General features: G+C 62.4%; 24 protein-coding genes and 1 riboswitch. Of the genes, 12 read left to right on the top strand and 12 right to left on the bottom strand.

The genetic code is table 11. The annotated features are described in order from the left end of the window. Nucleotides 1-24: 24 nt before the first annotated feature. The 3 genes from ACMGGN_RS20015 (at nt 25) to ACMGGN_RS20005 (ending at nt 3,086) form a co-directional block, all read left to right on the top strand. On the top strand, nt 25-1,716 hold the full coding sequence (locus ACMGGN_RS20015; RefSeq protein WP_115273423.1) for a flavin monoamine oxidase family protein: 1,692 nt from the start codon (nt 25-27) through the stop codon (nt 1,714-1,716). A 208-nt stretch (nt 1,717-1,924) separates the two neighbouring features. After that, the gene (locus ACMGGN_RS20010; protein WP_046785034.1) at nt 1,925-2,476 is read left to right on the top strand and encodes a cytochrome b; all 552 of its coding nucleotides are present in this window, start codon (nt 1,925-1,927) and stop codon (nt 2,474-2,476) included. A 31-nt stretch (nt 2,477-2,507) separates the two neighbouring features. Beyond that, entirely contained in the window at nt 2,508-3,086 is a 579-nt protein-coding gene (locus ACMGGN_RS20005; protein ID WP_012312426.1) for a YceI family protein, read from the top strand. 60 nt (nt 3,087-3,146) lie between these two features. Here ACMGGN_RS20005 and ACMGGN_RS20000 read toward each other — a convergent pair whose 3' ends face one another. The 5 genes from ACMGGN_RS20000 to ahcY form a co-directional block, all read right to left on the bottom strand. Continuing rightward, nucleotides 3,147-5,057 (bottom strand): DEAD/DEAH box helicase, encoded by a 1,911-nt coding sequence (locus ACMGGN_RS20000; protein WP_204919451.1) that lies wholly within the window; start codon nt 5,055-5,057, stop codon nt 3,147-3,149. A 216-nt stretch (nt 5,058-5,273) separates the two neighbouring features. After that, a complete protein-coding gene (locus ACMGGN_RS19995; RefSeq protein WP_414156242.1) occupies nt 5,274-6,062 on the bottom strand; it encodes a substrate-binding periplasmic protein in 789 nt (262 codons plus the stop codon). 76 nt (nt 6,063-6,138) lie between these two features. Further along, complete coding sequence (locus ACMGGN_RS19990; RefSeq protein WP_414156241.1) at nt 6,139-7,215, bottom strand: hypothetical protein; 1,077 nt, start codon at nt 7,213-7,215, stop codon at nt 6,139-6,141. A 94-nt stretch (nt 7,216-7,309) separates the two neighbouring features. Next, nucleotides 7,310-8,155, bottom strand: a complete 846-nt coding sequence (metF, locus tag ACMGGN_RS19985; protein WP_115273425.1) for a methylenetetrahydrofolate reductase [NAD(P)H] — start codon at nt 8,153-8,155, stop codon at nt 7,310-7,312. 165 nt (nt 8,156-8,320) lie between these two features. Continuing rightward, the gene (ahcY, locus tag ACMGGN_RS19980; RefSeq protein ID WP_046785039.1) at nt 8,321-9,730 is read right to left on the bottom strand and encodes an adenosylhomocysteinase; all 1,410 of its coding nucleotides are present in this window, start codon (nt 9,728-9,730) and stop codon (nt 8,321-8,323) included. A 20-nt stretch (nt 9,731-9,750) separates the two neighbouring features. Beyond that, a riboswitch (S-adenosyl-L-homocysteine riboswitch) is annotated at nt 9,751-9,847 on the bottom strand. Nucleotides 9,848-10,026: 179 nt separating this feature from the next. Here ahcY and ACMGGN_RS19975 point away from each other — a divergent pair. Further along, nucleotides 10,027-10,428: an acyl-CoA thioesterase gene (locus ACMGGN_RS19975; RefSeq protein WP_012312432.1), complete on the top strand. Its 402-nt coding sequence runs from the start codon at nt 10,027-10,029 to the stop codon at nt 10,426-10,428. A 51-nt stretch (nt 10,429-10,479) separates the two neighbouring features. Here the strand turns inward: ACMGGN_RS19975 and ACMGGN_RS19970 are convergent, their stop codons facing one another. Beyond that, the gene (locus tag ACMGGN_RS19970) at nt 10,480-11,715 is read right to left on the bottom strand and encodes a cation:proton antiporter (protein WP_119688162.1); all 1,236 of its coding nucleotides are present in this window, start codon (nt 11,713-11,715) and stop codon (nt 10,480-10,482) included. Between the two features lie 202 nt (nt 11,716-11,917). Between ACMGGN_RS19970 and ACMGGN_RS19965 the strand changes: the two genes are divergently transcribed. Together ACMGGN_RS19965 and ACMGGN_RS19960 are read left to right on the top strand one after the other, a co-directional pair. After that, entirely contained in the window at nt 11,918-12,751 is an 834-nt protein-coding gene (locus ACMGGN_RS19965; protein WP_414156240.1) for an EamA family transporter, read from the top strand. Nucleotides 12,752-12,776: 25 nt separating this feature from the next. Beyond that, nucleotides 12,777-13,163: an MAPEG family protein gene (locus tag ACMGGN_RS19960; protein ID WP_012312435.1), complete on the top strand. Its 387-nt coding sequence runs from the start codon at nt 12,777-12,779 to the stop codon at nt 13,161-13,163. 49 nt (nt 13,164-13,212) lie between these two features. Here the strand turns inward: ACMGGN_RS19960 and ACMGGN_RS19955 are convergent, their stop codons facing one another. Then, complete coding sequence (locus ACMGGN_RS19955; protein WP_414156239.1) at nt 13,213-14,364, bottom strand: murein transglycosylase A; 1,152 nt, start codon at nt 14,362-14,364, stop codon at nt 13,213-13,215. A 115-nt stretch (nt 14,365-14,479) separates the two neighbouring features. On the opposite strand from ACMGGN_RS19955, the gene ACMGGN_RS19950 reads away from it, so the two are divergent. Continuing rightward, entirely contained in the window at nt 14,480-14,926 is a 447-nt protein-coding gene (locus ACMGGN_RS19950) for a c-type cytochrome (RefSeq protein ID WP_115273428.1), read from the top strand. A gap of 56 nt (nt 14,927-14,982) precedes the next feature. Here ACMGGN_RS19950 and ACMGGN_RS19945 read toward each other — a convergent pair whose 3' ends face one another. The 5 genes from ACMGGN_RS19945 to ACMGGN_RS19925 form a co-directional block, all read right to left on the bottom strand. Then, nucleotides 14,983-15,378: a DUF1090 domain-containing protein gene (locus ACMGGN_RS19945; protein ID WP_039601823.1), complete on the bottom strand. Its 396-nt coding sequence runs from the start codon at nt 15,376-15,378 to the stop codon at nt 14,983-14,985. 126 nt (nt 15,379-15,504) lie between these two features. Then, nucleotides 15,505-15,900, bottom strand: coding sequence for a DUF1090 domain-containing protein (locus ACMGGN_RS19940; protein ID WP_115273429.1), 396 nt, complete (start codon nt 15,898-15,900; stop codon nt 15,505-15,507). A 132-nt stretch (nt 15,901-16,032) separates the two neighbouring features. Beyond that, nucleotides 16,033-17,736, bottom strand: a complete 1,704-nt coding sequence (ligB, locus tag ACMGGN_RS19935; RefSeq protein ID WP_414156238.1) for an NAD-dependent DNA ligase LigB — start codon at nt 17,734-17,736, stop codon at nt 16,033-16,035. Between the two features lie 167 nt (nt 17,737-17,903). Beyond that, a complete protein-coding gene (gene metK, locus ACMGGN_RS19930) occupies nt 17,904-19,094 on the bottom strand; it encodes a methionine adenosyltransferase (protein WP_046785045.1) in 1,191 nt (396 codons plus the stop codon). A gap of 19 nt (nt 19,095-19,113) precedes the next feature. Further along, nucleotides 19,114-20,106, bottom strand: coding sequence for an ArsR/SmtB family transcription factor (locus tag ACMGGN_RS19925; protein ID WP_125923472.1), 993 nt, complete (start codon nt 20,104-20,106; stop codon nt 19,114-19,116). Between the two features lie 226 nt (nt 20,107-20,332). Here ACMGGN_RS19925 and tkt point away from each other — a divergent pair, with 226 nt between their 5' ends. From tkt to ACMGGN_RS19900, 5 genes are all read left to right on the top strand, one after another. Further along, on the top strand, nt 20,333-22,330 hold the full coding sequence (gene tkt / locus ACMGGN_RS19920; RefSeq protein WP_115273431.1) for a transketolase: 1,998 nt from the start codon (nt 20,333-20,335) through the stop codon (nt 22,328-22,330). 157 nt (nt 22,331-22,487) lie between these two features. Next, nucleotides 22,488-23,549 (top strand): erythrose-4-phosphate dehydrogenase, encoded by a 1,062-nt coding sequence (gene epd / locus ACMGGN_RS19915; protein WP_046785048.1) that lies wholly within the window; start codon nt 22,488-22,490, stop codon nt 23,547-23,549. Between the two features lie 12 nt (nt 23,550-23,561). Beyond that, nucleotides 23,562-24,725, top strand: coding sequence for a phosphoglycerate kinase (locus ACMGGN_RS19910; protein ID WP_046785049.1), 1,164 nt, complete (start codon nt 23,562-23,564; stop codon nt 24,723-24,725). A gap of 32 nt (nt 24,726-24,757) precedes the next feature. Then, complete coding sequence (locus ACMGGN_RS19905; RefSeq protein ID WP_012312446.1) at nt 24,758-24,976, top strand: hypothetical protein; 219 nt, start codon at nt 24,758-24,760, stop codon at nt 24,974-24,976. Between the two features lie 64 nt (nt 24,977-25,040). Next, nucleotides 25,041-25,370, top strand: coding sequence for an MliC family protein (locus ACMGGN_RS19900; RefSeq protein ID WP_046785050.1), 330 nt, complete (start codon nt 25,041-25,043; stop codon nt 25,368-25,370). The last annotated feature ends 12 nt before the right edge of the window (nt 25,371-25,382 follow it).

Below are 25,382 nucleotides of genomic sequence, written 5' to 3'. Positions count from 1 at the left end.
AACGTCAACTCGGAGTTCGCCATCATGGCTGCTGCTTGGGTGCGCCTGTGCGCGTTGGTATTGATCGGTGTGTCCAGCGGCGCCGCGCTGGCAAAGGACAAGACACCTTCGGCAATCGTGGTGGGTGGCGGCCTGGCAGGCCTGACTGCAGCCTACGAGCTGCAGAGCAAGGGGTGGCAGGTGACCTTGCTGGAAGCCAAGGCGGGCATGGGCGGCCGTTCGGGCCTGGCCACCAGTGAGTGGGTCGGCAACAGCAAGGCTCAGCCGGTGCTCAACCAGTACCTCGAGCGTTTCAAGCTTGAAACACTGCCCGCGCCTGAGTTCGTACGCACTCCCGGGTATCTGATCGACGGTGAGTACTTCAGCGCCAGCGACCTGGCTACCAGGCAGCCGGCTACCGCCCAAGCCCTCAAGCGCTACGAGAAGACCCTCGATGACCTGGCCCGTTCGATCGATGACCCGCTCAAGCCACAGGCGACCAGTACGCTGTTCGCCCTCGACCAGATGAACGTTTCCACCTGGCTCGACAAGCTGCAGTTGCCCAGCACTGCACGGCAGCTGATCAACCAGCAGATCCGTACCCGCTACGATGAACCGTCGCGTCTCTCACTGCTTTACTTCGCCCAGCAGAGCCGTGTCTACCGCGGCGTCAGCGACCGTGACCTGCGTGCCGCCCGCTTGCCTGGTGGCAGCCCGGTACTGGCCCAGGCTTTCGTCAAGCAGCTGAAAACCATCAAGACCAGCTCGCCAGTCACCTCCATCGTCCAGGACCGCAGCGGGGTCACTGTCAAGGTTGGCAGCGCCAGCTACCAGGCCGATTACCTGGTCATGGCCGTACCGCTGCGTGCTCTGGCCAAGATCCAGATCACTCCGGCCCTGGACACCCAGCACGTCGCGGCGCTGAGGGGCACCAACTATGGTTGGCGCGATCAGCTGCTGCTCAAATTCAAGCAGCCAGTCTGGGAAAGCCGCGCGCGCATGTCTGGCGAAATCTTCAGCAACGCAGGCCTTGGCATGCTATGGATCGAGCCAGCACTCAAAGGTGGCGCCAACGTGGTGATCAACCTGTCGGGTGACAACGCCCGTCTGCTACAGGCCTTCGGTGACAAACAGATGGTCGACCAGGTATTGATCCGCCTGCATGCCTTCTATCCAAAGGCCCGTGGCGCGTTCACCGGTTATGAGGTCAAGCGCTACAGCGCCGACGCCGGGACTGGCGGTGCTTACCTGGCTTTTGGCCCCGGGCAGATCAGCAAGTACTGGCGCCTGTGGGAGCGCCCGGTGCAACGCATTGCATTTGCCGGTGAGCACACCGACGCGCTGTACCCAGGCACCCTCGAAGGTGCCCTGCGCAGTGGCCAGCGTGCCGCCAGCCAGGTGCAGGACCTGCTGGCCGGCAAGTCGTTCGACCCTGTAAAAGCTGCCCCGGTAGCGGCAACTGCTGGGTCGCAGAAGGACAAAGGTGGGTTCTTCTCCAACATGTTTGGTGGGTCATCCGACAAAGAAGACAACGCCGAAAAGGCACCTGCCAAAGCCGAGCCGGTGAAGGCCGAGGAGGCGCGGGTGGACAAGCCTGGTTTCTTCTCGCGGCTGTTCGGCAGCGCTGGCAAGCCCGAAGCCAAGGCTGCTCCGGCGCCTGTCGAGGCAAAAAAGGCCCCAGCCAAATCGGAGCCTGAAACACAGGCCGTTACCCACTCCCAGGCCAAGGCTGGCTGATGGGTGATCGCCTGGCCCTGTCACCGTCAAGCGGACGGCAGGGCCAGGGCTGACAACCTGGAATTACCCGCTATCGTTAATGTTTCCTTAATAGCCAACTCGGACAATTACTATCGGATTTATCGATAATCCAAAGCAATTTTTTGTGCTTTTATTCGATACGTTACGCGTTAGTCTGTGCATAGCTTTCACGGGGAAACACGGCATCATGCAACTGCGCAATTCACCCTCTCGCTATGGCGTGGTCAGCATCCTCCTGCACTGGGGCGTTGCGCTGGCGGTCTTTGGTCTTTTCGGTCTTGGTCTGTGGATGGTCGGTCTCGATTATTACAGCCCTTGGCGCAAGGCAGGCCCGGACCTGCACAAGAGCATCGGCCTGGTGCTGCTGGCTGTCATGCTTGTGCGTGTGCTGTGGCGCTTCATCAGCCCACCGCCGCCGGCGCCTGCCAGCCACGGGGCATTTACCCGCCTGGCCGCCAGGTTGGGGCATTTGGCCCTGTACACAGGCCTGTTCGCGGTGATGATCGCCGGCTACCTGATCTCTACCGCCGACGGTGTCGGTATTCCGGTATTTGGCTTGTTTGAAGTACCTGCCCTTGTCAGTGACCTGCCTGATCAGGCAGACCTGGCCGGTGTTATTCATTTGTGGCTGGCGTGGGGCCTGGTGATTTTCGCCGCGCTGCATGCCCTGGCTGCCCTGAAGCACCATTACATCGACCGTGACGCGACCCTGGTTCGCATGCTGGGCCGCAAAGCTTGACTCTCAACCTCAATTGCAAGGAACTGAAAGGATGTTGAAAAAGACTTTTGCCGCTCTGGCGCTCGGTACCGCTTTGCTCAGTGCTGGTCAGGCCATGGCCGCCGAGTACAAGATCGACAAGGAAGGCCAGCACGCGTTCGTCGACTGGAAAATCAGCCACCTGGGCTACAGCTTCATTCACGGTACCTTCAAGGACTTCGACGGCAACTTCACTTGGGATAGCGCCAAGCCTGAAGCCAGCAAGATCAGCGTCGACCTGAAAACCGCCAGCCTGTGGTCGAATCACGCCGAGCGCGACAAGCATATCGCCAGCGCTGACTTCCTGGACGTGAAGAAGTACCCGGAAGCGAAATTCGTTTCCACTGCCGTCAAATCGACCGGCGAAAAGACCGCAGACGTGACCGGTGACCTGACACTGCATGGTGTGACCAAGCCTGTGACCTTCAAGGCCACCTTCAACGGTGAGGGCAAGGACCCATGGGGCGGTGAGCGTGCTGGCTTCAACGCTACCACCACGCTGAACCTGAACGACTTCGGTATCAAGGGCCCTGGCGCAACCTCGCAGACCCTGGACCTGGACATCAGCGTCGAAGGTGTGAAGCAGAAGTGATCATTGCCTGAGCAATAAAAACGCCGCCCCATGGGGCGGCGTTTTTATTTGCCGGTAGCGTTAGCCGCCTTTGCGGGTCAGTAACGCAGGCCGCTCACCACGTGGGCGGCTTGGCAGGTCTTCCAGTTGCTCAGGCGTTGGGAAACGGTCGAGCTTGGATTCCTTGCGGATGATCACAGGCTGGTTTTGCGGCTCTCGCGAGCTACGTACTGCCGGTTCCTGACGGGATGCGTCATCACGGCCGGCCGAACGGTTGCGGCCACCACCGTTGCTATCGCGGCGCGCATCACCTCCCTTGTTGTTGCGCGGCGGGCGTTTCTCGCCACTGGCGCTGCGCGGCTGGCCGCCGTTACGCCCTTGGCCACCACCACTGTTGCTGCCACCACTGTTGCTGCGCCCAGGGTTGGCCTGGCCTTGACCAGCGCCGGCATTGGCACCCGGGCGACGGTTGCGGCCCTGGTTCTTGGCATTCTGGTAGGGGCTGACGTAGTCGGCACGGTTACCGAAGTTGTCGATTTCGTCGTCCAGGAATTCATCCGGAGCACGGTCGGCCGGTGCCTTCGGCACACTGTTCTGGCTGGCTTGCTGTTGGCGCGGCTTCTTGTCACGCGGCTTGCGCGGCTGTTGCTGCTTGTCGGCGGGCTTTTCCTTGTCGGCAGGCTTGTCGGCGGCCTGCTGCTTGGCCTTGCCTTTATCCTTGCCCTTGTCCTTGCGGCCGCCACTGCCATCTTTGCCACCGTCACCACGGGCCTGCTGATTGCGGCCGCCGCGACCGTTGTTCTGCGGGCGTTCACGCACTTCAGGCTTCTCGGCCTCCACCTGGCTTGGGTCGAAGCCCATCAGGTCGCCATCGGCGATCTTCTGCCTGGTGACCCGCTCAATGCTCTTGAGCAGTTTTTCTTCGTCCGGCGCGACCAGGGAAATGGCCTCGCCCGAGCGGCCGGCACGGCCGGTGCGGCCGATACGGTGAACGTAGTCTTCTTCGACATTGGGCAGTTCGAAGTTGACCACATGCGGCAGTTGGTCGATGTCCAGGCCACGGGCGGCAATGTCGGTGGCGACCAGTACGCGTACGCTGTTGGCCTTGAAGTCGGCCAGTGCCTTGGTACGAGCGTTCTGGCTCTTGTTGCCGTGGATGGCCGCGGCGCTCAGGCCGTGCTTTTCCAGGTACTCGGCCAGACGGTTGGCACCGTGCTTGGTACGGGTGAATACCAGTACCTGCTCCCAGGCGCCGAGCGTGATCAGGTGCGCCAGCAGCGCGCGCTTGTGGCTGGCGGGCAGGCGGTAGACGCGCTGCTCGATACGCTCGACGGTGGTGTTCGGTGGGGTGACCTCGATGCGCTCAGGGTTGTGCAGGAGCTTGTCGGCCAGGTCGGTGATGTCTTTGGAGAACGTCGCCGAGAACAGCAGGTTCTGCCGTTTGGCCGGCAGGCGGGCGAGGACCTTCTTGACGTCGTGGATGAAGCCCATGTCGAGCATGCGGTCGGCTTCGTCCAGGACCAGGATTTCCACGTGGGCCAGGTCGACGCGGCCTTGCCCTGCCAGGTCGAGCAGACGGCCCGGGCAGGCCACCAGGACGTCGACACCCTTGGCAATGGCCTGGATTTGCGGGTTCATGCCAACGCCGCCGAAAATGCAGGCACTGACCAGCGGCAGGTCGCGAGCGTAAACCTTGAAGCTGTCGTGTACCTGAGCCGCCAGTTCGCGGGTCGGGGTCAGGACCAGCACGCGCGGTTGGCGCGGGCCGTGGCGCTGGGATTTGTCCGGGTGGCCTGCCGGGAACAGGCGCTCAAGGATCGGTAGGGCGAAACCGCCGGTTTTACCAGTACCTGTCTGTGCGGCGACCATCAGGTCGCGGCCTTGCAACACGGCGGGAATCGCCCGCTGTTGCACCGGAGTCGGCTGGGTATAGCCCGCAGCCTCGATAGCGCGGACAAGTGCCTCGGAGAGACCGAGGGAAGCAAAGGACATGGGCAATCCTGTTCTGTGGGGGCTGGGCCCGTAGGGATATTCTGCCTGGCGCGACGGGCATCGGTGAGATGCGATCGCGTCCGGTCCAGCTGGGCTTTCACTGCACATCCGGAAAACGGAGTTAGGACGCAAGGTGCGTCGGTGCCGATCGGGATGCCTGTTGCGAGGCCGAGCGTCCGGGCGTGAGCCGGGCGGGAAGGCCCGAGTATAACAGAGCTATCGCTGTGTGCTGCTTTCATGCTGCTCAACGGTGTGAGGAAGGTGGTCAGTGCTGCCGATATAGCGTTCGATTATCGCTAGGTAAGCGGGCTCCTGCTTGAAGCGCCGCAGCCCTTCGGTAAACGCCAGCGCCAAGGCATCGCGGCCAGGTTTGCGTGCCAGCCCCAGGTATTGCGCTTGACGGCTGATGACCAGTGGCAGTTCCTCTACCTGTTGCTCCAGGCCGAGTTGGCGGCGCAGGTAGCGCCCGACCAGGCGGTCGGTAACCAGCAAATCGATGCGCCCGAGCACCAGCTTGCCAAAATTGGCTTCGTGGCTTGGCGCCGCTTCACGCCGAAAGCCTGATGCATCGTTGAACTGTGCTCCATAGGCATAGCCCGGTGAGGTGCCGACAGTCAGGTCGGTGAGGTCGCTCAGTCGGGTTATGGCATGGCGACGGCGGCTGGATTGATACAGCACGAATTCGACATCCGACATGGGCTCCAGCGGGTAGACCATGTATGCCTGGCGCGAGTCCACTTTGAAGATGTCCATGACCCCGTCGGCCTGGCCCTGTTCGATCATTGCCAGGCATCGCTTCCAAGGCATGAACTCCCACTCCAGCTCGACACCCAGGCGCCTGAACACCTCAGTGGTGACTTCGTAATCTATGCCCTTGGGCTGGCCGTTGTGCTGGTACACATAAGGCGCCCAGTCATCGGTAACCAGGCGCAGGCGTTCGGCCTGCGCCATGGGGCTCAGGCAGGCGAGCAGCAGGATGCAGAAGAAGCGGACGATGAACGGCATGAGGCGAGATTACGCGCTCGGCTTGGGTAAGGCCAGTTGCAGGCGCTGAGGCAGCACCTTCGCGGGAGTAGTACGCTCAACGCTGTGCGGGCTGCAGCAGATGCGCTTCGATTTCCTTGCGTTGGGCGCCGAGCGAGAGGCGCAGGCATGGGTGGCGCAGGCACTGGCGTAATTGCTCCGGCTCCATCGGGCCATAACGCTCATTGAGATTCTGCAGTGCCTTGTCCCACCAGGCGGGTGCGCAGGCACGGTCAAATTCGTTGGGGTAGGGGTAGCTGCCATACAACAGTTCGCGGGCAAACTGGCGCTCGCGGCTGGGCAGGGTCAGGCTCATGGCCTTGTAACCCAGGCGTTGCAAGGTCGGCGGGCGCGGCAACTGGTCATTCACCAACAGCACGTCGGCCAAGGCGGCGGCGCTAAGTGGCTGGTCTGCCTGCTTGCGCAGCCAGGCCTGTATCTTGGCCCGGAACTGAGCCTTGCGGCTCCAGTAGTGATGGATGACATCGGTGCATTCAGCCAGCGCCAGCTTGCGGTAGGCGGCGACCGCCAGGCAGAACTCTTCCAGCGTATAGGCCGTGCGAACCAGTGGATGGAATTCGTCCATCATCGCGATCGAGTGGTCCAGTATCCCCGCATCTTCGGCGGTCAGGCCAATCACCCCGGAGTTGACCATAGGCATCTGGCCGTCTGCCAAGCCCCGCGCCTGGAGAATGTTCTGCAGGTTCTGGTAGAGCAGGCACTGCTGATTTGCGCCGTAGCGCCCGCCGATAGCGTTGCACAGCAGGCTGCCGGCTTTGACCCGCTGGAACAGGTTCAGCGGCGACTTGCGGAAGAATGTGTCGGTGTCGATCAGCACGGCCTGCGAATGCTGCTGGAGGACTTGGCGCAACACGACATGCTTGCTGCGGAAATGGTAGCCGTGAGGTTCGTTCCAGGCCTTGCGCGTTGCCTCATCGAGCAGATGAACGGTAACCGGCAGCTTGCCGTAGGGCTCGGGGTTGTCGGTGTAGACCTGTATATCCATGGCCTCGCCCGCAGCCGTGCCCAGGTGGGCCAGGGCGCTGACGATGCTGAAGCAGGCTTCCTGATGATAGGTGGCAGGGCCGAAGGCCAGGTAAACCAGTTGAGGGCGCTGGGGTGTGAAATGTTGCATGGCTGGCAAGACCCGTCTGAACCGGAAATGAAATAAGGCCTTAGTCTATGACTAAAGCCTTAAGCATTTCTGAATAGGATTTTACCAAATGATTTCAGCGAGGCAGCTTCAGGTTGTTCCAGATCGCCAGGCTCGCCTCTGCCTGGTTCAAGGTGTAGAAATGCAGGCCCGGTGCGCCGCCTTGCAGCAGTTGTTCGCACATGCGGGTGATGACTTCTTCACCGAAGGCCTGGATGCTGGCGGTATCGTCGGCATAAGCTTCCAGCTGCTTGCGGATCCAGCGCGGGATTTCGGCGCCGCAAGCGTCGGAGAAGCGCGCCAGCTTGCTGTAGTTGGTGATCGGCATGATGCCGGGCACTACAGGAATGTCCACGCCCAGCTTCTGTGCGCGCTCGACAAAGTAGAAATAGCTGTCGGCGTTGAAGAAGTACTGGGTGATGGCGCTGTCGGCACCGGCCTTGACCTTGTGCACGAAGTTGGCCAAGTCGGTTTCGAAGTTGCGTGCCTGCGGGTGCATTTCCGGATAGGCGGCCACTTCCAGGTGGAAGTGATCAGCGGTTTCCTGGCGGATGAACTCGACCAGGTCGCTGGCATAACGCAGTTCACCACTTGCCATGCCCATGCCCGACGGCAGGTCGCCGCGCAGGGCGACGATGCGCTTGATGCCGGCAGCCTTGTATTGGGCGAGCAGCGCGCGCAACTCGTCCTTGGTGTCGCCGACGCACGACAGGTGCGGGGCGGCAGGCACCTTCACTTCGCTTTCCAGCTGCAGCACGGTGTTCAGCGTGCGGTCGCGGGTGGAGCCACCGGCACCGTAGGTGCAGGAAAAGAAGTCCGGGTTGCAGCCAGCCAGCTGGCGGGCAACACCCATCAGCTTTTCATGACCGGCGTCGGTCTTGGTCGGGAAGAATTCGAAACTGTAGCGGCGTTCTTGTGACATCACTCGTTCCTCAAGCAGCAAGCTTCAAGCGGCAAGCTGCAAGTAAAAGCCAGATCGGTGATGGCCGATCTGGCTTGGCATCGTTCAAGATCGTGGGTGCTGAAGCTGCAAGCGGCAAGGGCACGGTCTGCCTTTTCTTGCCGCTTGCAGCTTCAAGCTTGCCGCTTAGTAGCGGTAGGCGTGCGGCTTGAACGGGCCTTCGACAGTCACGCCGATGTAGTCGGCCTGTTGCTGGGTCAGCTTGGTGACCACGCCGCCGAAGCCGCGGACCATTTCCAGGGCCACTTCTTCGTCGAGCTTCTTGGGCAGTACTTCAACGGTCAGGCGTTCGGCTTTCTTCTCGGCCGAAAGGTCAGCGAACTTCTGCTCGAACAGGAAGATCTGTGCCAGTACCTGGTTGGCGAACGAACCGTCCATGATGCGGCTTGGGTGGCCGGTGGCGTTGCCCAGGTTCACCAGGCGGCCTTCGGCCAGCAGGATCAGGTAGTCGTCGTTCTGCGGGTCGAAGTCGCCAGCGCCGGTACGGTGGATCTTGTGGACCTGCGGCTTGACCTCTTCCCATGCCCAGTGCTTGCGCATGAAGGCGGTGTCGATCTCGTTGTCGAAGTGGCCGATGTTGCAGACCACGGCGCGCTTCTTCAGGGCCTTGAGCATGTTGGCGTCGCAGACGTTGACGTTACCGGTGGTGGTGACGATCAGGTCGATCTTGCCCAGCAGAGCCTTGTCGATGCTGGCTTCGGTGCCGTCGTTGATACCGTCGATGAACGGCGAGACCAGCTCGAAGCCGTCCATGCACGCCTGCATGGCGCAGATCGGGTCAACTTCGGTGACCTTGACGATCATGCCTTCCTGGCGCAGCGACTGCGCAGAACCCTTGCCCACGTCACCGTAGCCGATCACCAGGGCCTGCTTGCCCGACAGCAGGTGGTCGGTACCACGCTTGATGGCGTCGTTCAGGCTGTGACGGCAGCCGTATTTGTTGTCGTTCTTGCTCTTGGTGACCGAGTCGTTGACGTTGATCGCCGGGACCTTCAGCTCGCCTTTGGCCAGCATGTCCAGCAGGCGGTGCACGCCGGTGGTGGTTTCTTCGGTGACACCGTGGACGCGGTCCAGCACGGCCGGGTACTTCTTGTGCAGCAGCTCGGTCAGGTCACCGCCGTCGTCGAGGATCATGTTGGCGTCCCATGGCTGGCCATCCTTGAGGATGGTCTGCTCCAGGCACCACTCGTACTCTTCCTCGGTTTCACCTTTCCAGGCGAACACCGGGATACCGGCGGCAGCGATGGAGGCTGCGGCCTGGTCCTGAGTGGAGAAGATGTTGCAGGACGACCAGCGCACTTCGGCACCCAGGGCAACCAGGGTTTCGATCAGCACGGCAGTCTGGATGGTCATGTGGATGCAGCCCAGAATCTTCGCACCCTTGAGCGGCTGCTCGGCGAGGTACTTGCGACGCAGGCCCATCAGGGCAGGCATTTCCGATTCGGCGATGATGGTTTCGCGACGACCCCAGGCGGCCAGGGAGATGTCTGCGACTTTGAAATCGGTAAAACCTGCAGGCGTGTTTACAGCGCTCATGAGAGCCTCCATTCGTAGTGTGCGAATGGGCGCCGTTGTGCGTTGAGCGTCCGCGGGAGCGGACAACGCCCCATCCGAGCCTGACAGGATGACCCTGCTGCAGCGCCCCTCGGACAGGTGGCGGGCATGGCACCGCGGCGGGTGGCCATGTGAATCGGCGCAGATTATAGCCTTGGCGGGAGTCATCGCCCAAGGTTTTCTGTCGATTAATAGCGACGATAGTCGATGATCAATGGAGCGGCGCCGGCCGCTCTGCCATCATTACCGCACGTTAGCCAAGCAGGTCAGGAGTACAGATGAACTTTCACACCCGCAAATGGGTAAAACCCGAAGACCTCAACCCCAACGGCACACTGTTCGGCGGCAGCCTGTTGCGCTGGATCGACGAAGAGGCGGCGATCTACGCCATCGTCCAGCTGGGCAACCAGCGTGTGGTGACCAAGTACATGTCGGAGATCAACTTCGTCAGTGCCTCGCGCCAGGGCGACATCATCGAGCTGGGCATCACCGCAACCGAGTTCGGCCGCACCTCGATCACCCTCAAGTGTGAAGTGCGCAACAAGATCACCCGCAAGAGCATCCTGACTGTCGACAAGATGGTCTTCGTCAACCTGGGCGAGGATGGCCAGCCGGCGGCCCACGGGCGCACCGAGATCAAATATGTTCAGGACCAGTTTCCGGACAGCGCGGTGGAATAACGTGATGGGGCTGCTTCGCAGCCCTTTCGCCGGCAAGACGGCCCTGGGTTTTCAGGGTTGTGCGCTGACCTTGCGCACCACCCGCCCGATGCTCAAGCCCTGCACCAGGATCGACGACAGCACCACGATGTAGGTGATCGACAGCAGCAGGTCACGCTCCTCGCCCAATGGCAGCGACAGTGCCAGGGCTACCGAAACGCCACCGCGCAGGCCGCCCCAGGTCAGTACCCGCACGGTGCCTTTGGGCACGCTGCGCCAGCGGCGCAAAAGCACGATCGCCGGGGCCACGGTCAGCAGCCGCGACAGCAGCACCGCCAGCGCCAGCACGCTGCCAGCCGCCAGGTGCAGCCAGTTGAACGGCAGCAGCAACAGCTCCAGGCCGATCAGGGCGAAGAGCAGGGCGTTGAGCATGTCGTCGATCAACTCCCAGAAACCGTCCAGGTAGCGACGGGTCATGTCGTTCATCGCCAGGTTGCGCCCCAGGTTGCCGATGATCAGCCCGGCCACGACCATCGCGATCGGTGCCGAGACGTGCAGCTCGTAGCACATCGCCGAACCACCGATGACCAGCGCCAGGGTCAGCATGACCTCGACCTGATACTGCTCGACGCTTTTGATCATGCGGTAGGTGGCGTAACCGAGCAGCCCGCCAAACACCGCCCCGCCAATGGCTTCGCGGGCGAACAGGATCGCTGTGTCAGTGATGCTTGGCGTTTCACCCAGTTGAATGATGCCCAGCAGGACGGTAAACACCACCACGGCGGTGCCGTCGTTGAACAGTGACTCGCCGACGATGGTGGTCTTCAGCGGCTTGGAGGCGTTGGCGGTCCGCAGGGCCCCCAGCACAGCGATCGGGTCGGTGGGCGAGATCAGTGCACCGAACAGCAGGCAGTAGATCAGCGGCACCTGCCAGCCGAACATCGCAAAGACCCAGTGCGACAGAAAGCCGATCACCACGGTGGCGATCAGCACGCCGAGCGTTGCCAGCAGCCCGATCGGCCAGCGGTAGCTGCGCAGATCGGTGAGGTTGACGTGCAGTGCGCCGGCGAACAGCAGAAACGCCAGCATCCAGTGCATCAACAGGTCATTGAAGTCGATCTGGTTCATCAGCCCTTCGACGCGTTCTTCAAGGCCCGGGAAGCCGATCAGGCTAAGCCCCTGCAGCATCAGCGAGAACAGCAGTGCCGTGACCATCACGCCGATGGCAGGTGGCAGGCCGATAAAGCGGTAATTGACGTAGGTGAGGAGTGTTGTGAGGCAGATAAACGCAGCAACTAATTCAAGCATCCCAAATCCTGTAACAATGGCTTCCAAGTCGTAACCCGAATGGCTCGGGCAGTTCTTTGATGATCTGGCGAGGGTCTCGCGACACAGTTTTTGACCTGGTTGGCTGGTTTCGTTCCGCATTTGATGCAGAACCGCCTCGCGCCCATTGTCACTACCAAGGCTATATATTCAGTGGCTGATAACGTCACAAGGACCTGAAGGCGTGCTGGCAACTTCCCTGGTATTGGTCGCGGCATTGCTGCACGCGACCTGGAACACCCTGATCAAATTCAGTGGCGAGCGCTTGCTGGTGATCGCCAGCATGGACTCGGTAGCCCTGGCCTTTGCCGTGCTCGCAGTGGCCTTCGTGGACCTGCCGCCTGCCGAGATCTGGCCTTGGCTGATCGCCTCGGCATTGGCCGAGCAGTTGTACCGATTCCTGCTGATCCAGGCATATCGGGTAGGCGATCTGGGGCTGGTCTATCCTCTGATGCGTGGCCTGTCACCGCTGGTGGTGCTGGGGCTGACCCTGGCGTTCGCCGGCGAGTCGCTCAGCCAGCAGCAAATCATCGGCATATTGCTGATCCCGTGTGGCATGGCGTGCCTGCTGTGGCAGGGAGGTGGGGGTGAGCGCCTGCCCTGGTCGATGCTGCCAGTGGTGGCGCTGATCGGCCTGTGCATCGGTTGCTACACCTGGTTCGACGGGCAGGCCGTGCGGTTGTGGGGTAAGCCCTGGGACTACCTGGTATGGCTGACCCTGCTCAGCGCCTGGCCGTTTCCGCTGCTGGCCTGTGTGGCACGGCGGGGGCCGTTCGTGCTGTTCTGGCGCACCCAGTGGCGCTTGGGGTTGGCAGTGGGCTTTTGCGTGTTGTTCAGCTACGCGCTGGTATTGTGGGCCATGCATCTGGGTTCGGTGGCCGAGGCGGCGGCCTTGCGCGAGCTGAGCGTCATCCTGGTGGTACTGCTGGGCATGCGCTACCTCAAAGAACCTTTTGGCGGCCCGAGACTCCTAGCTTGCGGGCTGGTACTGGCAGGCATGCTGGTGATGAAGCTCTAACCTAACGACTGAAGGAGTCCTGTCCATGACCGTTGCCCTGTGGTGCATCCTGATCGCATTGTTCCTGCCGCCGCTGTGCGCCTTGATCGCCAAGGTGAGCAGTGGCCGTTTCGGCTTGAAGGACAATCACGACCCACGCGCCTTCCTCGACACATTATCGGGCCTGCCACGGCGTGCCCATGCCGCCCAGCAGAACAGCTATGAAGCGTTTCCGGCATTTGCCGCGGCGGTGCTGGTGGCCGATATCGTGGGCAATGCCGAGCAGGTGACGCAGGACGTGCTGGGGGTCTTGTACATCACCAGTCGGCTGCTTTACATCATCTGCTATCTGGCGGACTGGGCGGCTTTGCGCTCGCTGGTGTGGTTCGCCGGGGTGGCCCTGATCGTGTCGTTCTTCGTCGTTTCGGCCTGAAGCCTGGCTGCCCTCCTCGCGTGTGAGCCGCGAGGAGGGCAGCAGCCAGTCAAAGGACTTTGGGTACTTCAGGCAGTGGCTTGCCCTTTGGCCATAGCATCCAGATCTGCCCCTGCTGCTTCATGTTCCCCGCCAGTTCGCCGGCCTCAGGCCCGGTGCCCCAGAACAGGTCCGCACGCACTTCGCCGGTAATCGCGCCACCGGTATCCTGAGCGCCCACCGGCCGAACCACCGGTGTGCCGTCCGGGCGTGTGGTGGACAGCCAAAGCAGGCTGCCCAATGGAATGACCTTGCGATCGATGGCCACGCTGTAGCCCGCGGTAAGCGGCACATTCAGCGAGCCGCGCGGGCCTTCGTTGCTGTCAGGGCGGGTGCTGAAGAATACATAGCTGGGGTTGCTCGCCAGCAATTCCGGCACACGCTGCGGATTGGCCTGAGCCCAGGCATGAATGGCGCCCATGCTCACGTCTTCCTTCTTCAACTGGCCCTGCTCGATCAGCCAGCGACCTATCGGCCGGTACGGGTGGCCGTTCTGGTCGGCGTAGCCCAAGCGCAATTGACGGCCATCTTCCAGCTTTACCCGGCCAGAGCCCTGGATCTGCAGAAACTGCAGGTCCATCGGGTCGGTCAACCACGCCAGTACCGGGGCCTTCACGCCGTCCCGGTAGATCACCTCGGCGGTGTCATAGGGCTTGAGCACGCGGCCGTCGAGGCGGCCTCGCAGGCGCTTGCCCTTCAGTTCCGGGTAAACGCTGGCCAGGTCGACCACGATCATGTCATCGGGGATGCCATACACCGGTACATTGGCCGCTTCGGAGCGTGTCAGGCTGCCGGGGTAGACCGGTTCGTAGTAGCCGGTGATCAGGCCATTGGCGTTGTTCTCGGCCGAGCGCAGGCCATAGACCTGCAATTGCGCTTGCAGGAACGTGCGCACCTGGGGCGCCTCCAGGGCAATCGGCTGTGCTGCTTCGCACGTGGCGGCCCACACCGGATCACGCTTGAGCTTTTCACAGCCAGTGCGCCAGGCGTTGAAACCCGCGACCAGGTCGCTGTCGCTGACGCTGGGCAGGTCGGCCCAAGCCGCAGGGGTGTAAGTAGCGACGGCGTGGGGTTCGGGCTTGGCGTTTTCGCCGCCGTTGCAGCCGGCCAGCAAGGCCAGGGCCGGCAGCGCCCAGGCGAGATGGCGCAGAGCAGATTTCATGGTTGAATCCTTGGAGGGCAGCAGCGGATGGCTGCCCATAGTGTTCGTAAGGGTATTGGTCTTTGCATGGCAGGCGAGGATACTGGTGGCCCTTTCCTCTGCCAATGTGACTGTGATGTTCAAATGTTTCACCGCCATACTGCTGATCAGCCTGTCCCTGGTAGCCTGCGACCGTGTCGATCCTAACTCACCCTTGGGGCAGCGCAAGGCGATCTTCAAGCAGATGCTCAAGACCAGCGAGGACATGGGTGGCATGCTGCGCGGGCGGTTGCCGTTCGATGGGGCTAAGTTTTCCGAGGGTGCGGTGAAACTCGATAGCCTGGCCCATGCGCCCTGGCAGCATTTTCCGCAGGTAAAGGATGATGGCGACAGCAGTGCGCGGCCCGAGGTCTGGGAGCGTCAGGCGCGCTTTCATGACTTGGCGCAAGCGTTGGAAGGGGTGACAGGCGAGTTGCTGGCGGTGACACGCAAGCAGCCGCTGGATGCGGCGATGCTCAAGGCACCTATGGACAAGGTCGAGGCAGCCTGCAAGGCCTGCCATACAGAGTTTCGTAATCATTGATGCGCCAGCCAATAGTTTGCGGACTGCTGGCTGGCGCGCGTGACTGAAGGCTCAGATTACTTGGTCAATTCGGCTTTGGCGTCTTCGAGTTCTGCTTTGGATTCGGCCAGTTTCTTTTCGCGCTTGGCAATTTTGCTCGCTTCGCCTTTTGCCTGCGCCTGCTTCAGGTCTGCTTCCCGCTCTTGGACTTCTGCTTCGGCTTCGCGCACTTTTTGTTCACGCTCTTCTTTCAAGCCGGCATCGGTGCAGTGCTCGGTGTTCTCCTGCAGGGCCTTCTCCAGGCCGCGGATCTCACCCGAATTATTGTGCGCCCTGGCATATTGCAGCTGGTTTTCGATGGCGCTGCGTTTGGCTGCGCAACCGGTCAAGCCAGGCGTGGGCTGAGCTGCTTGGGCGGCGGATGCGCTCAAACCGAGAACAGCCAGCATGACTACGGAAGAAACAACTTTCATGGAAGCCTCCTTGTAGGGGCATATGGCAGTAGCGCTGCGATGGTGCCCCTTCCCTAAGACCAAGTGAACCCTTCAGTGGGTAACTTCAGAAAAGTCCTACAAGCCAAGAGGAGTAGGAACTTGCTGTCAACGCTCCAGGTCTTCGACAGCTTCCTGCAACTCCTTTTTCGCCTCGGCAAGTTTGTCTTTGCGCTTGTTGATGCGCTCCGGGTCGCCCTTCTTCATGGCCTTGTCCAGGTCCTTGGTGCGCTGGTTGACCTCGTGGCGCGCCTCGAGCACCTTCTGTTCGCGCTCTTTGCGCAAGCCGGCATCGGTGCAGTTCGCGTCAACTTCGCTCAGCGCTTTTTCCAGCCCGGCCTGTTGGTTGCTGTTGTTGTGGGCCTTGGCCTGTTCGATCTGTTCAGCAATCGCTTGGCGCTTGGCTGCGCAACCGGTGAGCGCGGGTTGTTCTTTGGCGGGCTGGGCGGCGTTAGCTGAAAAAGCCAGCGTTGCCAGCACGAAAAGGGTGGAAATACGTTTCATGAAAAGCCTCTTGGACGGGGCGGGGCAGCAGAAAGTGGGGAAATCCTGCCTTGGTTTTACCGATTTATAAACCCTTGGCAGGTTTTTCCAGGCTCAGATTCGGAAATCCCCTTACAGGTCGTTGCGCATTCGCTAGTGGGATTTGGCCTCTTCAGCCATGTGAAAACCGTCGACGCCATTGTTCCCCAGATGTGTTGCAATGCGCTGTACTTCTCCCTGGGCGAAGAAGTCTGCGAGCTGCCTGGCGCGTGTTTCGCCTATGCCGGGCAAGGCTTGCCATTCGCTGGGGGAACGGCTGGCAAGCGCCGGCCAGTACTCATGCTCAGGCACGTTGCCGTGGGCAGGCACGCCAAGGCCCCTCAGCCAATGGGCGAAAGGCCTGGAGCGGGCAATGTCGAAACCGCGTTGCAGCCGCATGGCTTTGACTTCACTGATGCCCGGCACTTGTTGCAGTTGCTGGGCATCGAGCGCCAACCAGTCCGTCAGCGATGTGACCAGGCCCGCGTGCACCAGCAGCCGCCAGGTGCCCGGGCCGGCGCCTGGCATGGCCAGCCCTTGCTTGCCCCCGAGCCAGGCCAGGCGGGCGATGAACTGCTCTTCACACCCCTCGCCGGCTTGCCAGCAACTGTGAGGACCGTATCTTCCAGGTACAGGTACCGTCAGCGGTTGTCGCTCGACAGCGCGGTGGACCACCTTTTCGAAACGTGGAATGGTCAGCCCGGCTAGGCTGATCGCCACCCGGTCGCCTGGGCGAATGTCCAAGGTTTGCCAGCGGGCCATGGAGCCGAGGCTGACTTGGCTGATCCGGCGGTCGTCCAGGGTGACCGGCTGCAGCTTGAGCACTGGCGTCACCCTGCCGGTGCGGCCGATTAGAAAGTGTACGTCGCGCACCTCTGCCAGCGCCTGGGCGAAGGGGTATTTCCACGCGGCGATCCAATAGGGGGCGTTGGGCCGCCAGCGGGCGGCTGGCGGGCGGCTGTCCTGGCGCAGAATCACGCCGTCGGTGGCAAAGGGCAGCGGTGAGCGATACCAGTGCAGGCGCCAGTGGGTAGCTTGCGCGGGGGTGTCGATAGCTGTGCTGAAACGCTGACTGTCGGGGAACCCCCAGGCTGCAAGTTGTGTGAGGCGCTCGCCCTGGTTGTCAGGCCCATGCGGCCAGTCCCAGACGAACAGGCCGATGCTCGCGCCCAGTTTCGGGCCAAGCTGCTTGCGCGCCAGCATCCCGGCCACGCTACCGCGCGCATTGCTGCTGCCTGCCTCAGCTTGCACGTGCGCTTGCAGGCGTAGGTACAACTCGCCTTGCAATACGACGTCCAGCGGCTGAGGCAATTGCCGGGTGATGCTGTCGAGGTCCTTGATGTGGCGGCTCCAGTCATGCCCTTGGCGGCCATCACCGCGGCTGAGCAGCTGTACCAGCCGGCCTTGGCGATAGACCAGCGAGACCGCCACTCCGTCGACTTTCGGTTGCACCCACACGCCCTTCTTGCCGGTCATCCAGCGTGCAACGCCAGCTGCGTCAGGGAGTTTCTCGACGCCAGTGTGGGCAACGGGGTGGGCAATTGGGCCGCGTGCGCTGGCCAGTGGGCTTGGGCCTGTGGGTTCCAGGCCAAAGCACTGTTGCAGGTGTAGCAGGTGGTGTCGGGCCTGGTCGTAGAGCTCATCGGCTACGAGCGCTATACCCTGGCGGTGGTATTGGTCGTCCCAGTTGGCCAGGGTGGTGCGCAGTTGTGCAACTTCGGTTCTGGCTTGCTTGGCATCCCAGTCTGGACAGTGGCCGGCTTGGGCGATGGATGTGTGGAGCAGCAACAGGGCGGCGAGGCGCAGGAAAGGTGACATGGCCAGCATCCTTGCGTGGCGGAGTGGAGTGTTCAGGCTAGGCAAGCGTGGGGGAGGTTGGCGGGTTCAGTTGTCAGGTGATGTGTCGAGGGGCGATACCATGGAAACTACAAAAAAGCCCCTGCCGATCACTCGGCAAGGGCTTCGATGCACCGCTGCAGGAGAAATTACAGGCCGGCAGCATCACGCAGCGACTGGGCGCGGTCGGTGCGCTCCCAGGTGAAGGTGGTGAAGGTGTCGTCGCCGACAGTCTTCTGCTGCGGGGTACGGCCGAAGTGGCCGTAGGCAGCGGTTTCCTGGTACATCGGGTGCAGCAGGTCGAGCATCTTGGTGATGGCGTACGGACGCAGGTCGAAGCACTCACGCACCAGCTGGATGATCTTGTCGTCCGAGACCTTGCCGGTACCGAAGGTGTTGATCGAGATGGAGGTCGGCTGGGCTACGCCGATGGCGTAGGACACCTGAATCTCGCAACGTTCGGCCAGGCCGGCGGCGACGATGTTCTTGGCTACGTAACGGCCGGCGTAGGCGGCGGAGCGGTCGACCTTGGACGGGTCCTTGCCGGAGAACGCGCCACCACCGTGACGGGCCATGCCGCCGTAGGAGTCGACGATGATCTTGCGGCCGGTCAGGCCACAGTCACCCACCGGGCCACCGATGATGAAGTTGCCGGTCGGGTTGATGTGGTAATGGGTGTCCTTGTGCAGCAGTTCGGCAGGCAGGGTGTGCTTGACGATCAGCTCCATCACGGCTTCCTGCAGGTCTTTTTGCGAGACTTCAGGGTTGTGCTGGGTCGACAGGACCACCGCGTCGATGCCGACTACCTTGCCGTTTTCATAGCGGCAGGTGACCTGGGACTTGGCGTCCGGGCGCAGCCAAGGCAGCAGCCCGGATTTGCGCGCTTCGGCCTGACGCTCGACCAGGCGGTGCGAGAAGCAGATCGGCGCCGGCATCAGCACGTCGGTTTCGTTGCTGGCGTAGCCGAACATCAGGCCCTGGTCACCCGCGCCCTGGTCTTCCGGCTTGGAGCGGTCGACGCCTTGGGCGATGTCCACCGACTGTTTGCCGATGATGTTCATCACGGCGCAGGTGGCGCCGTCGAAGCCGACGTCGGAGCTGTTGTAGCCGATGTCGATGATGACTTTGCGCACCAGCTCTTCCAGGTCGACCCAGGCCGACGTGGTGACTTCGCCGGCGATGATGGCGACACCGGTCTTGACCAGGGTTTCACACGCCACGCGGGCGTATTTGTCCTGGGTGATGATGGCATCCAGGACCGCATCCGAAATCTGGTCGGCGATCTTGTCCGGATGCCCTTCGGACACGGACTCGGAGGTGAAAAGGGAGTATTCGCTCATCTCGACGGGTTCCTAAAATTTACCGATGGTGTGTGTCGCCAGCCGTCCGCTGAAAATGGCGGACCTGTATCTGGAAACCGTTACGCAAGCCCACATAGAGGCTGTCCCCCGGGGCCAGCCCGGCAGCGTTGGCCCAACGGGCCAGGTCGTCCTGTTCAAAACCAAGCCAGAGATCGCCGCAGGCTTCCCGCGCCCAATCCTGATCGTGGCTGCACAGTTCGGTGACCAGCAGGCTGCCGCCTGCCTTCACCCGTTTGGCCAAAAGGCGCAGGGCCAGGGCCGGGTCGCTGAAATGGTGCAGGACCATGTTCAGCACAACGCAGTCGGCTTCCACATCCGTTGCACCCAGTGCATCGGCCAACTGCAGGTTTACATTATCCAGGCGTTCGCGTTCGCAGACCTGGCGCGCCAGCTCGAGCATGGTCGGGCTGTTGTCCAGGGCTGTGACACAGGCGAAGCGCCGGGCCAGGTCGGGCAAAAAGCCGCCGTCGCCGGGGCCGACTTCCAGCGCGCTGGCGGTCGGCTCGAAATTCAGTGTGTCGAGCAGCGCCAGCAGGCTTTCGCGGTACTGCGGCAGGCCGGCGATCAGGTCCTGCTGGGCGCGGAACTTTTCTTCCACGCGCAGGAAAAAGTCCTGGCTGGTGGCGGCGCGGCGTTGTTGCACCTGAGCGATGCGCGCCTGCACGTCCAGCGGTAGTGTCAGGTCGTCGACCTCTTCGAGCAGCGCGGTGTGCAGGCGGCCGCCCAGGCGGTGGCTGTCGGGCAGGGCCCTGCGGTAGAAAACCGCATTGCCTTCGCGGCGCGTAGCCACCAGCTCGGCCTGGGCCAAAACCTTGAGGTGATGGCTCATGCCCGACTGCCCGATGTCGAAAATCTGTGCCAGCTCCAGGACGCCGAACGAGTCGCTGGCCAGGGCGCGCAGGACATTCAGGCGCAGTTCGTCGCCACTGGCTTTGCACAGGGCTGCCAGTGTGTCGCTTCGCTGAGGGATCGGTTGCGCACGGAGGTTCATGACGCGGCAGTCTAGACAGGCATCGTTGCCCTAGCAAGACCAATATCAAAAAGTTTTGATATTGGCGATGAGCTGCAAGAAATAGAGCCTTGCGCGCACGCTTCGGCTTTCTCTTGCTGCTTAAAGCTTGCCGCTTGCCGCTTAAATGTTTGCCCCCAGCCCCCCAGTGGGGGAAAATGGCCGCCTTTTTCGTTACACCACCTATTCAAGCCCCAGGAGATAAGCGATGCCCAGCCGTCGTGAACGTGCCAACGCCATTCGTGCCCTCAGCATGGATGCCGTGCAAAAGGCCAACAGCGGCCACCCAGGTGCCCCCATGGGCATGGCGGATATCGCCGAAGTGCTTTGGCGCGACTATCTGAAGCACAACCCGAGCAACCCGAGCTTCGCCGACCGTGACCGCTTCGTGCTGTCCAACGGCCACGGCTCGATGCTGATCTACTCGTTGCTGCACCTGACCGGCTACGACGTCACCCTCGACGACCTCAAGTCGTTCCGCCAGCTGCATAGCCGTACCCCGGGCCACCCCGAGTTCGGCTACACCCCGGGTGTGGAAACCACCACCGGCCCGCTGGGCCAAGGTTTGGCCAATGCCGTGGGCTTTGCCTTGGCGGAGAAAGTGCTGGGTGCCCAGTTCAACCGCGAAGGCCACAACATCGTCGACCACAACACCTACGTGTTCCTCGGCGACGGCTGCATGATGGAAGGCATCTCCCACGAAGTCGCCTCGCTGGCCGGCACCCTGGGCCTGAACAAGCTGGTGGCCTTCTATGACGACAACGGCATTTCCATCGACGGTGAAGTGGAAGGCTGGTTCACCGACGACACCCCCAAGCGCTTCGAGGCCTACAACTGGCTGGTGATCCGCAACGTCAACGGCCACGACGCCGACGAGATCCGCACGGCTATCGAGACTGCGCGCAAGAGCGACCGTCCGACCCTGATCTGCTGCAAGACCATCATTGGTTTCGGCTCGCCCAACAAGCAGGGCAAGGAAGACTGCCACGGTGCTCCGCTGGGCAACGACGAAATCGCCCTGGCCCGCAAGGAACTGAACTGGAACCACGCTCCGTTCGAAGTTCCTGCCGACATCTACGCCGAATGGGACGCCAAAGAAGCAGGCGCCAAGGCTGAAGCCGAGTGGAACACGCGGTTCGATGCCTATGCCGCCGCCTTCCCGGAACTGGCCAGCGAACTCAAGCGCCGTCTGAGCGGTGATCTGCCAGCCGACTTCTCCGAAAAGGCCGCTGCCTACATCGCTGAAGTCGCTGCCAAGGGCGAGACCATCGCCAGCCGCAAGGCCAGCCAGAACACCCTGAATGCCTTCGGCCCACTGCTGCCGGAATTCCTTGGCGGCTCGGCCGACCTGGCCGGCTCCAACCTGACCCTGTGGAAGGGCTGCAAGGGTGTGGACGCCAACGACGCCAGCGGCAACTACGTGTTCTACGGCGTGCGCGAGTTCGGCATGACCGCGATCATGAACGGGGTTGCCCTGCACGGCGGCCTGGTGCCTTACGGCGCGACGTTCCTGATGTTCATGGAATACGCCCGTAACGCCGTGCGCATGTCCGCCCTTATGAAGCAGCGCGTCATCCATGTGTACACCCACGACTCCATCGGCCTGGGCGAAGACGGCCCGACCCACCAGCCGATCGAGCAACTGACCAGCCTGCGCAGCACGCCGAACCTGGACACCTGGCGCCCGGCCGACGCAGTCGAGTCGGCTGTGTCCTGGAAGCACGCCCTGGAGCGCAAGGACGGCCCATCGGCGCTGATCTTCTCGCGCCAGAACCTGCAGCATCAGGACCGCGACGCCCAGCAGATCGCCGATATCGCCCGCGGCGGTTACGTGCTCAAGGACTGCGCCGGCGAGCCCGAGCTGATCCTGATCGCCACCGGTTCGGAAGTGGGCCTGGCCGTTCAGGCGTTCGACAAGCTGACCGAGCAGGGCCGCAAGGTGCGTGTCGTGTCGATGCCGAGCACCAGCGTGTTCGACGCACAGGATGCGGCCTACAAGCAGTCCGTACTGCCGCTGCAAGTGGGTGCCCGCATCGCCATCGAAGCGGCTCATGCCGACTTCTGGTACAAGTACGTGGGCCTCGAAGGCCGTGTCATCGGCATGACCACTTACGGTGAATCGGCTCCGGCCAGCGCACTGTTCGAGGAGTTCGGCTTCACCCTGGAGAACATCCTGGGTATTGCCGAAGAGCTGCTGGAAGACTGAGGCAACCCTGGAGGGCTTGGCCCTCCATCGCGACGCAAGGCCGCTCCTGCAGTTACCGCGCAGCCTCGATGTTGGCGCGGTGCCTGTAGGAGCGGCCTTGTGTCGCGATGGGCCGCAACGCGGCCCCAACAGCCACCATGCGTTAGCGAGCCCACCAATGCCCCACCCGCGTCCCTACAAAGTTGCACTCAACGGTTACGGCCGCATCGGCCGCTGTGTCCTGCGCGCACTGTTTGAGCGTGGGGCAAAGGCTGGCTTCGAAATCGTTGCATTGAACGACCTGGCCGACCAGGCCAGTGTGGAATACCTGACACGCTTCGACTCCACTCACGGCCGATTCCCCGGCGACGTGAAGGTCGACGGCGACTGTCTGCATATCAATGGTGACTGCGTGAAGGTCATGCGCAGCGCCACCCCCGAGGGCGTCGACTGGGCCGCCCTGGACATCGACCTGGTGCTGGAGTGTTCCGGCGCCTATCACACCCGTGCCGATGGCCAGCGCTTTCTTGATGCCGGTGCGCCGCGGGTGCTGTTCTCGCAGCCCATGGCCAGCGAGGCCGATGTGGATGCGACGGTGGTCTACGGCATCAACCAGGCTTGCCTGACCGGCACCGAGCGCCTGGTGTCCAACGCCTCCTGTACCACCAACTGTGGCGTACCGCTGCTGCGGGTACTGGACCAGGCGTTCGGCATCGAGTACGTACAGATCACCACCATTCACTCGGCAATGAACGACCAGCCGGTGATCGATGCCTACCATCATGAGGATTTGCGCCGTACGCGCTCGGCTTTCCAGTCGGTGATCCCGGTGTCCACTGGCCTGGCGCGTGGTATCGAGCGCCTGCTGCCGGAACTTGCCGGGCGAATACAGGCCAAAGCGGTACGCGTGCCTACCGTCAACGTGTCGTGCCTGGACATCACCCTGCAGACCGCCCGTGACACCAGTGCGGTCGAAGTCAATCGGGTGCTGCGCGAGGCGGCGCTGGATGGCCCGCTCAAAGGCTTGCTGGCTTACACCGAATTACCCCACGCCAGCTGTGATTTCAACCATGACCCGCATTCGGCGATCGTCGATGCCAGCCAGACACGCGTCTCGGGCCCCCGCCTGGTGAACCTGCTGGCCTGGTTCGACAACGAATGGGGTTTTGCCAACCGTATGCTCGACGTTGCCGAACATTATCTGCACGTCGTCCACCCAACCCGCACCAAACAGCCCTGAAGGACTGCATTCATGACCGTGTTGAAGATGACCGACCTCGACCTGCAAGGTAAACGCGTACTGATCCGCGAAGACCTCAACGTGCCTGTGAAGGACGGTGTGGTAACCAGCGACGCGCGTATCCTGGCTGCGCTGCCGACCATCAAGCTGGCCCTGGAGAAGGGCGCGGCGGTAATGGTCTGCTCGCACCTGGGCCGCCCGACCGAAGGTGAGTTCTCGGCCGAGAACAGCCTCAAGCCGGTTGCCGACTACCTGAGCAAGGCCCTGGGCCGCGACGTTGCACTGGTCGCCGACTACCTCGATGGCATCGAGGTCAAGGCCGGTGACCTGGTGCTGTTCGAGAACGTTCGCTTCAACAAGGGCGAGAAGAAGAACGCCGACGAGCTGGCGCACAAGTACGCGGCCCTGTGCGACGTCTTCGTCATGGACGCCTTCGGCACCGCTCACCGTGCCGAAGGCTCCACCCACGGCGTCGCCAAGTTCGCCAAGGTCGCTGCGGCAGGCCCGCTGCTGGCCGCCGAGCTGGACGCCCTGGGCAAAGCCCTGAAGGCACCGGCCAAACCAATGGCGGCCATCGTTGCCGGCTCCAAGGTTTCCACCAAGCTGGACGTGCTGAACAGCCTGAGCTCGGTTTGCGACCAGTTGATCGTTGGTGGCGGCATCGCCAACACCTTCCTGGCCGCCGCCGGCCACCCGGTGGGCAAGTCGCTGTACGAGCCTGACCTGGTGGAAACCGCCAAGGCCATCGCCGCCAAGGTCAGCGTACCGCTGCCAGTCGACGTGGTGGTTGCCAAGGAGTTTGCCGAGAGCGCCGAGGCCACCGTCAAGGCCATCGCCGACGTGGCCGCCGACGACATGATCCTGGACATCGGGCCACAGACTGCGGCCAACTTCGCCGAACTGCTGAAGTCGTCGAAAACCATCCTGTGGAACGGCCCGGTCGGTGTGTTCGAGTTCGACCAGTTCGGCAACGGCACCAAGGTACTGGCCAAGGCTATCGCCGAGAGCGCTGCATTCTCCATCGCCGGCGGTGGCGATACCCTGGCAGCCATCGACAAATATGGCGTCAGCGCCGAGATCTCCTACATTTCTACCGGTGGTGGTGCATTCCTCGAGTTCGTCGAAGGCAAGGTACTGCCGGCCGTGGCGATCCTTGAAGAGCGGGCAAAAGCCTGACAATGGCGGCGCCTGGCAAAGGGAGCGACCTGATGGTCAAGCAATTGCCTGTGATCTTGCTGGCTGGTTTGCTGAGCGCATGCTCCAGCAGCCCGTCCTCGGACAACGATCCGGCGCAGCCGCCCAAGGGCGGCTGCTACCAGTCTGAGTGGCAGGCCGAGACCGTGCCGGTAATCAGCAAGCGCGTGGGCCCGGAAGGCCTGGAAAAGTATGACGAAGACCACCAGCGCAAGGCGCCTGGCTGCCCATGAACCGATGCGCTTCGTCGGAGCAGGCAACCAAGCGACCATTGTGTGGTCATCTAGAGGATATGCAATGAAAGCGCTGATGGCCTTGATGGCCCTGGCGACACTGGCAGGATGCTCGCTGCTGCAGCCGGCGCAACCCGCCCCGGCAGCCGCCTGGACCCGTTGGGTCTGTGACAGCCAGACCGAAGTGCTCTGGCGCTTCGCCGATGCACAACAGGATTCGGTCGACGTGCGCCTCGGCGGCGGCGACCAGGTCTACCGGCTCAAGTCCGAGCCGAGTGCGTCGGGCGCGATGTACAGCGATGGCGTGCTGGCCTTCCACACCAAGGGCGAGGAAGGCCTGGTGTACTGGGTGGCAACCAACGATCTGATTGGGCGGGGCTGCAAGGCACCGTGACTGGCCGGGCCG

Source organism: Pseudomonas sp. BNK-30 (assembly GCF_047456185.1).
Classification (GTDB): domain Bacteria; phylum Pseudomonadota; class Gammaproteobacteria; order Pseudomonadales; family Pseudomonadaceae; genus Aquipseudomonas; species Aquipseudomonas putida_E.
Note: the sequence above shows the minus strand (reverse complement) of the source record. Positions and strands in the feature narration are given on the sequence as shown.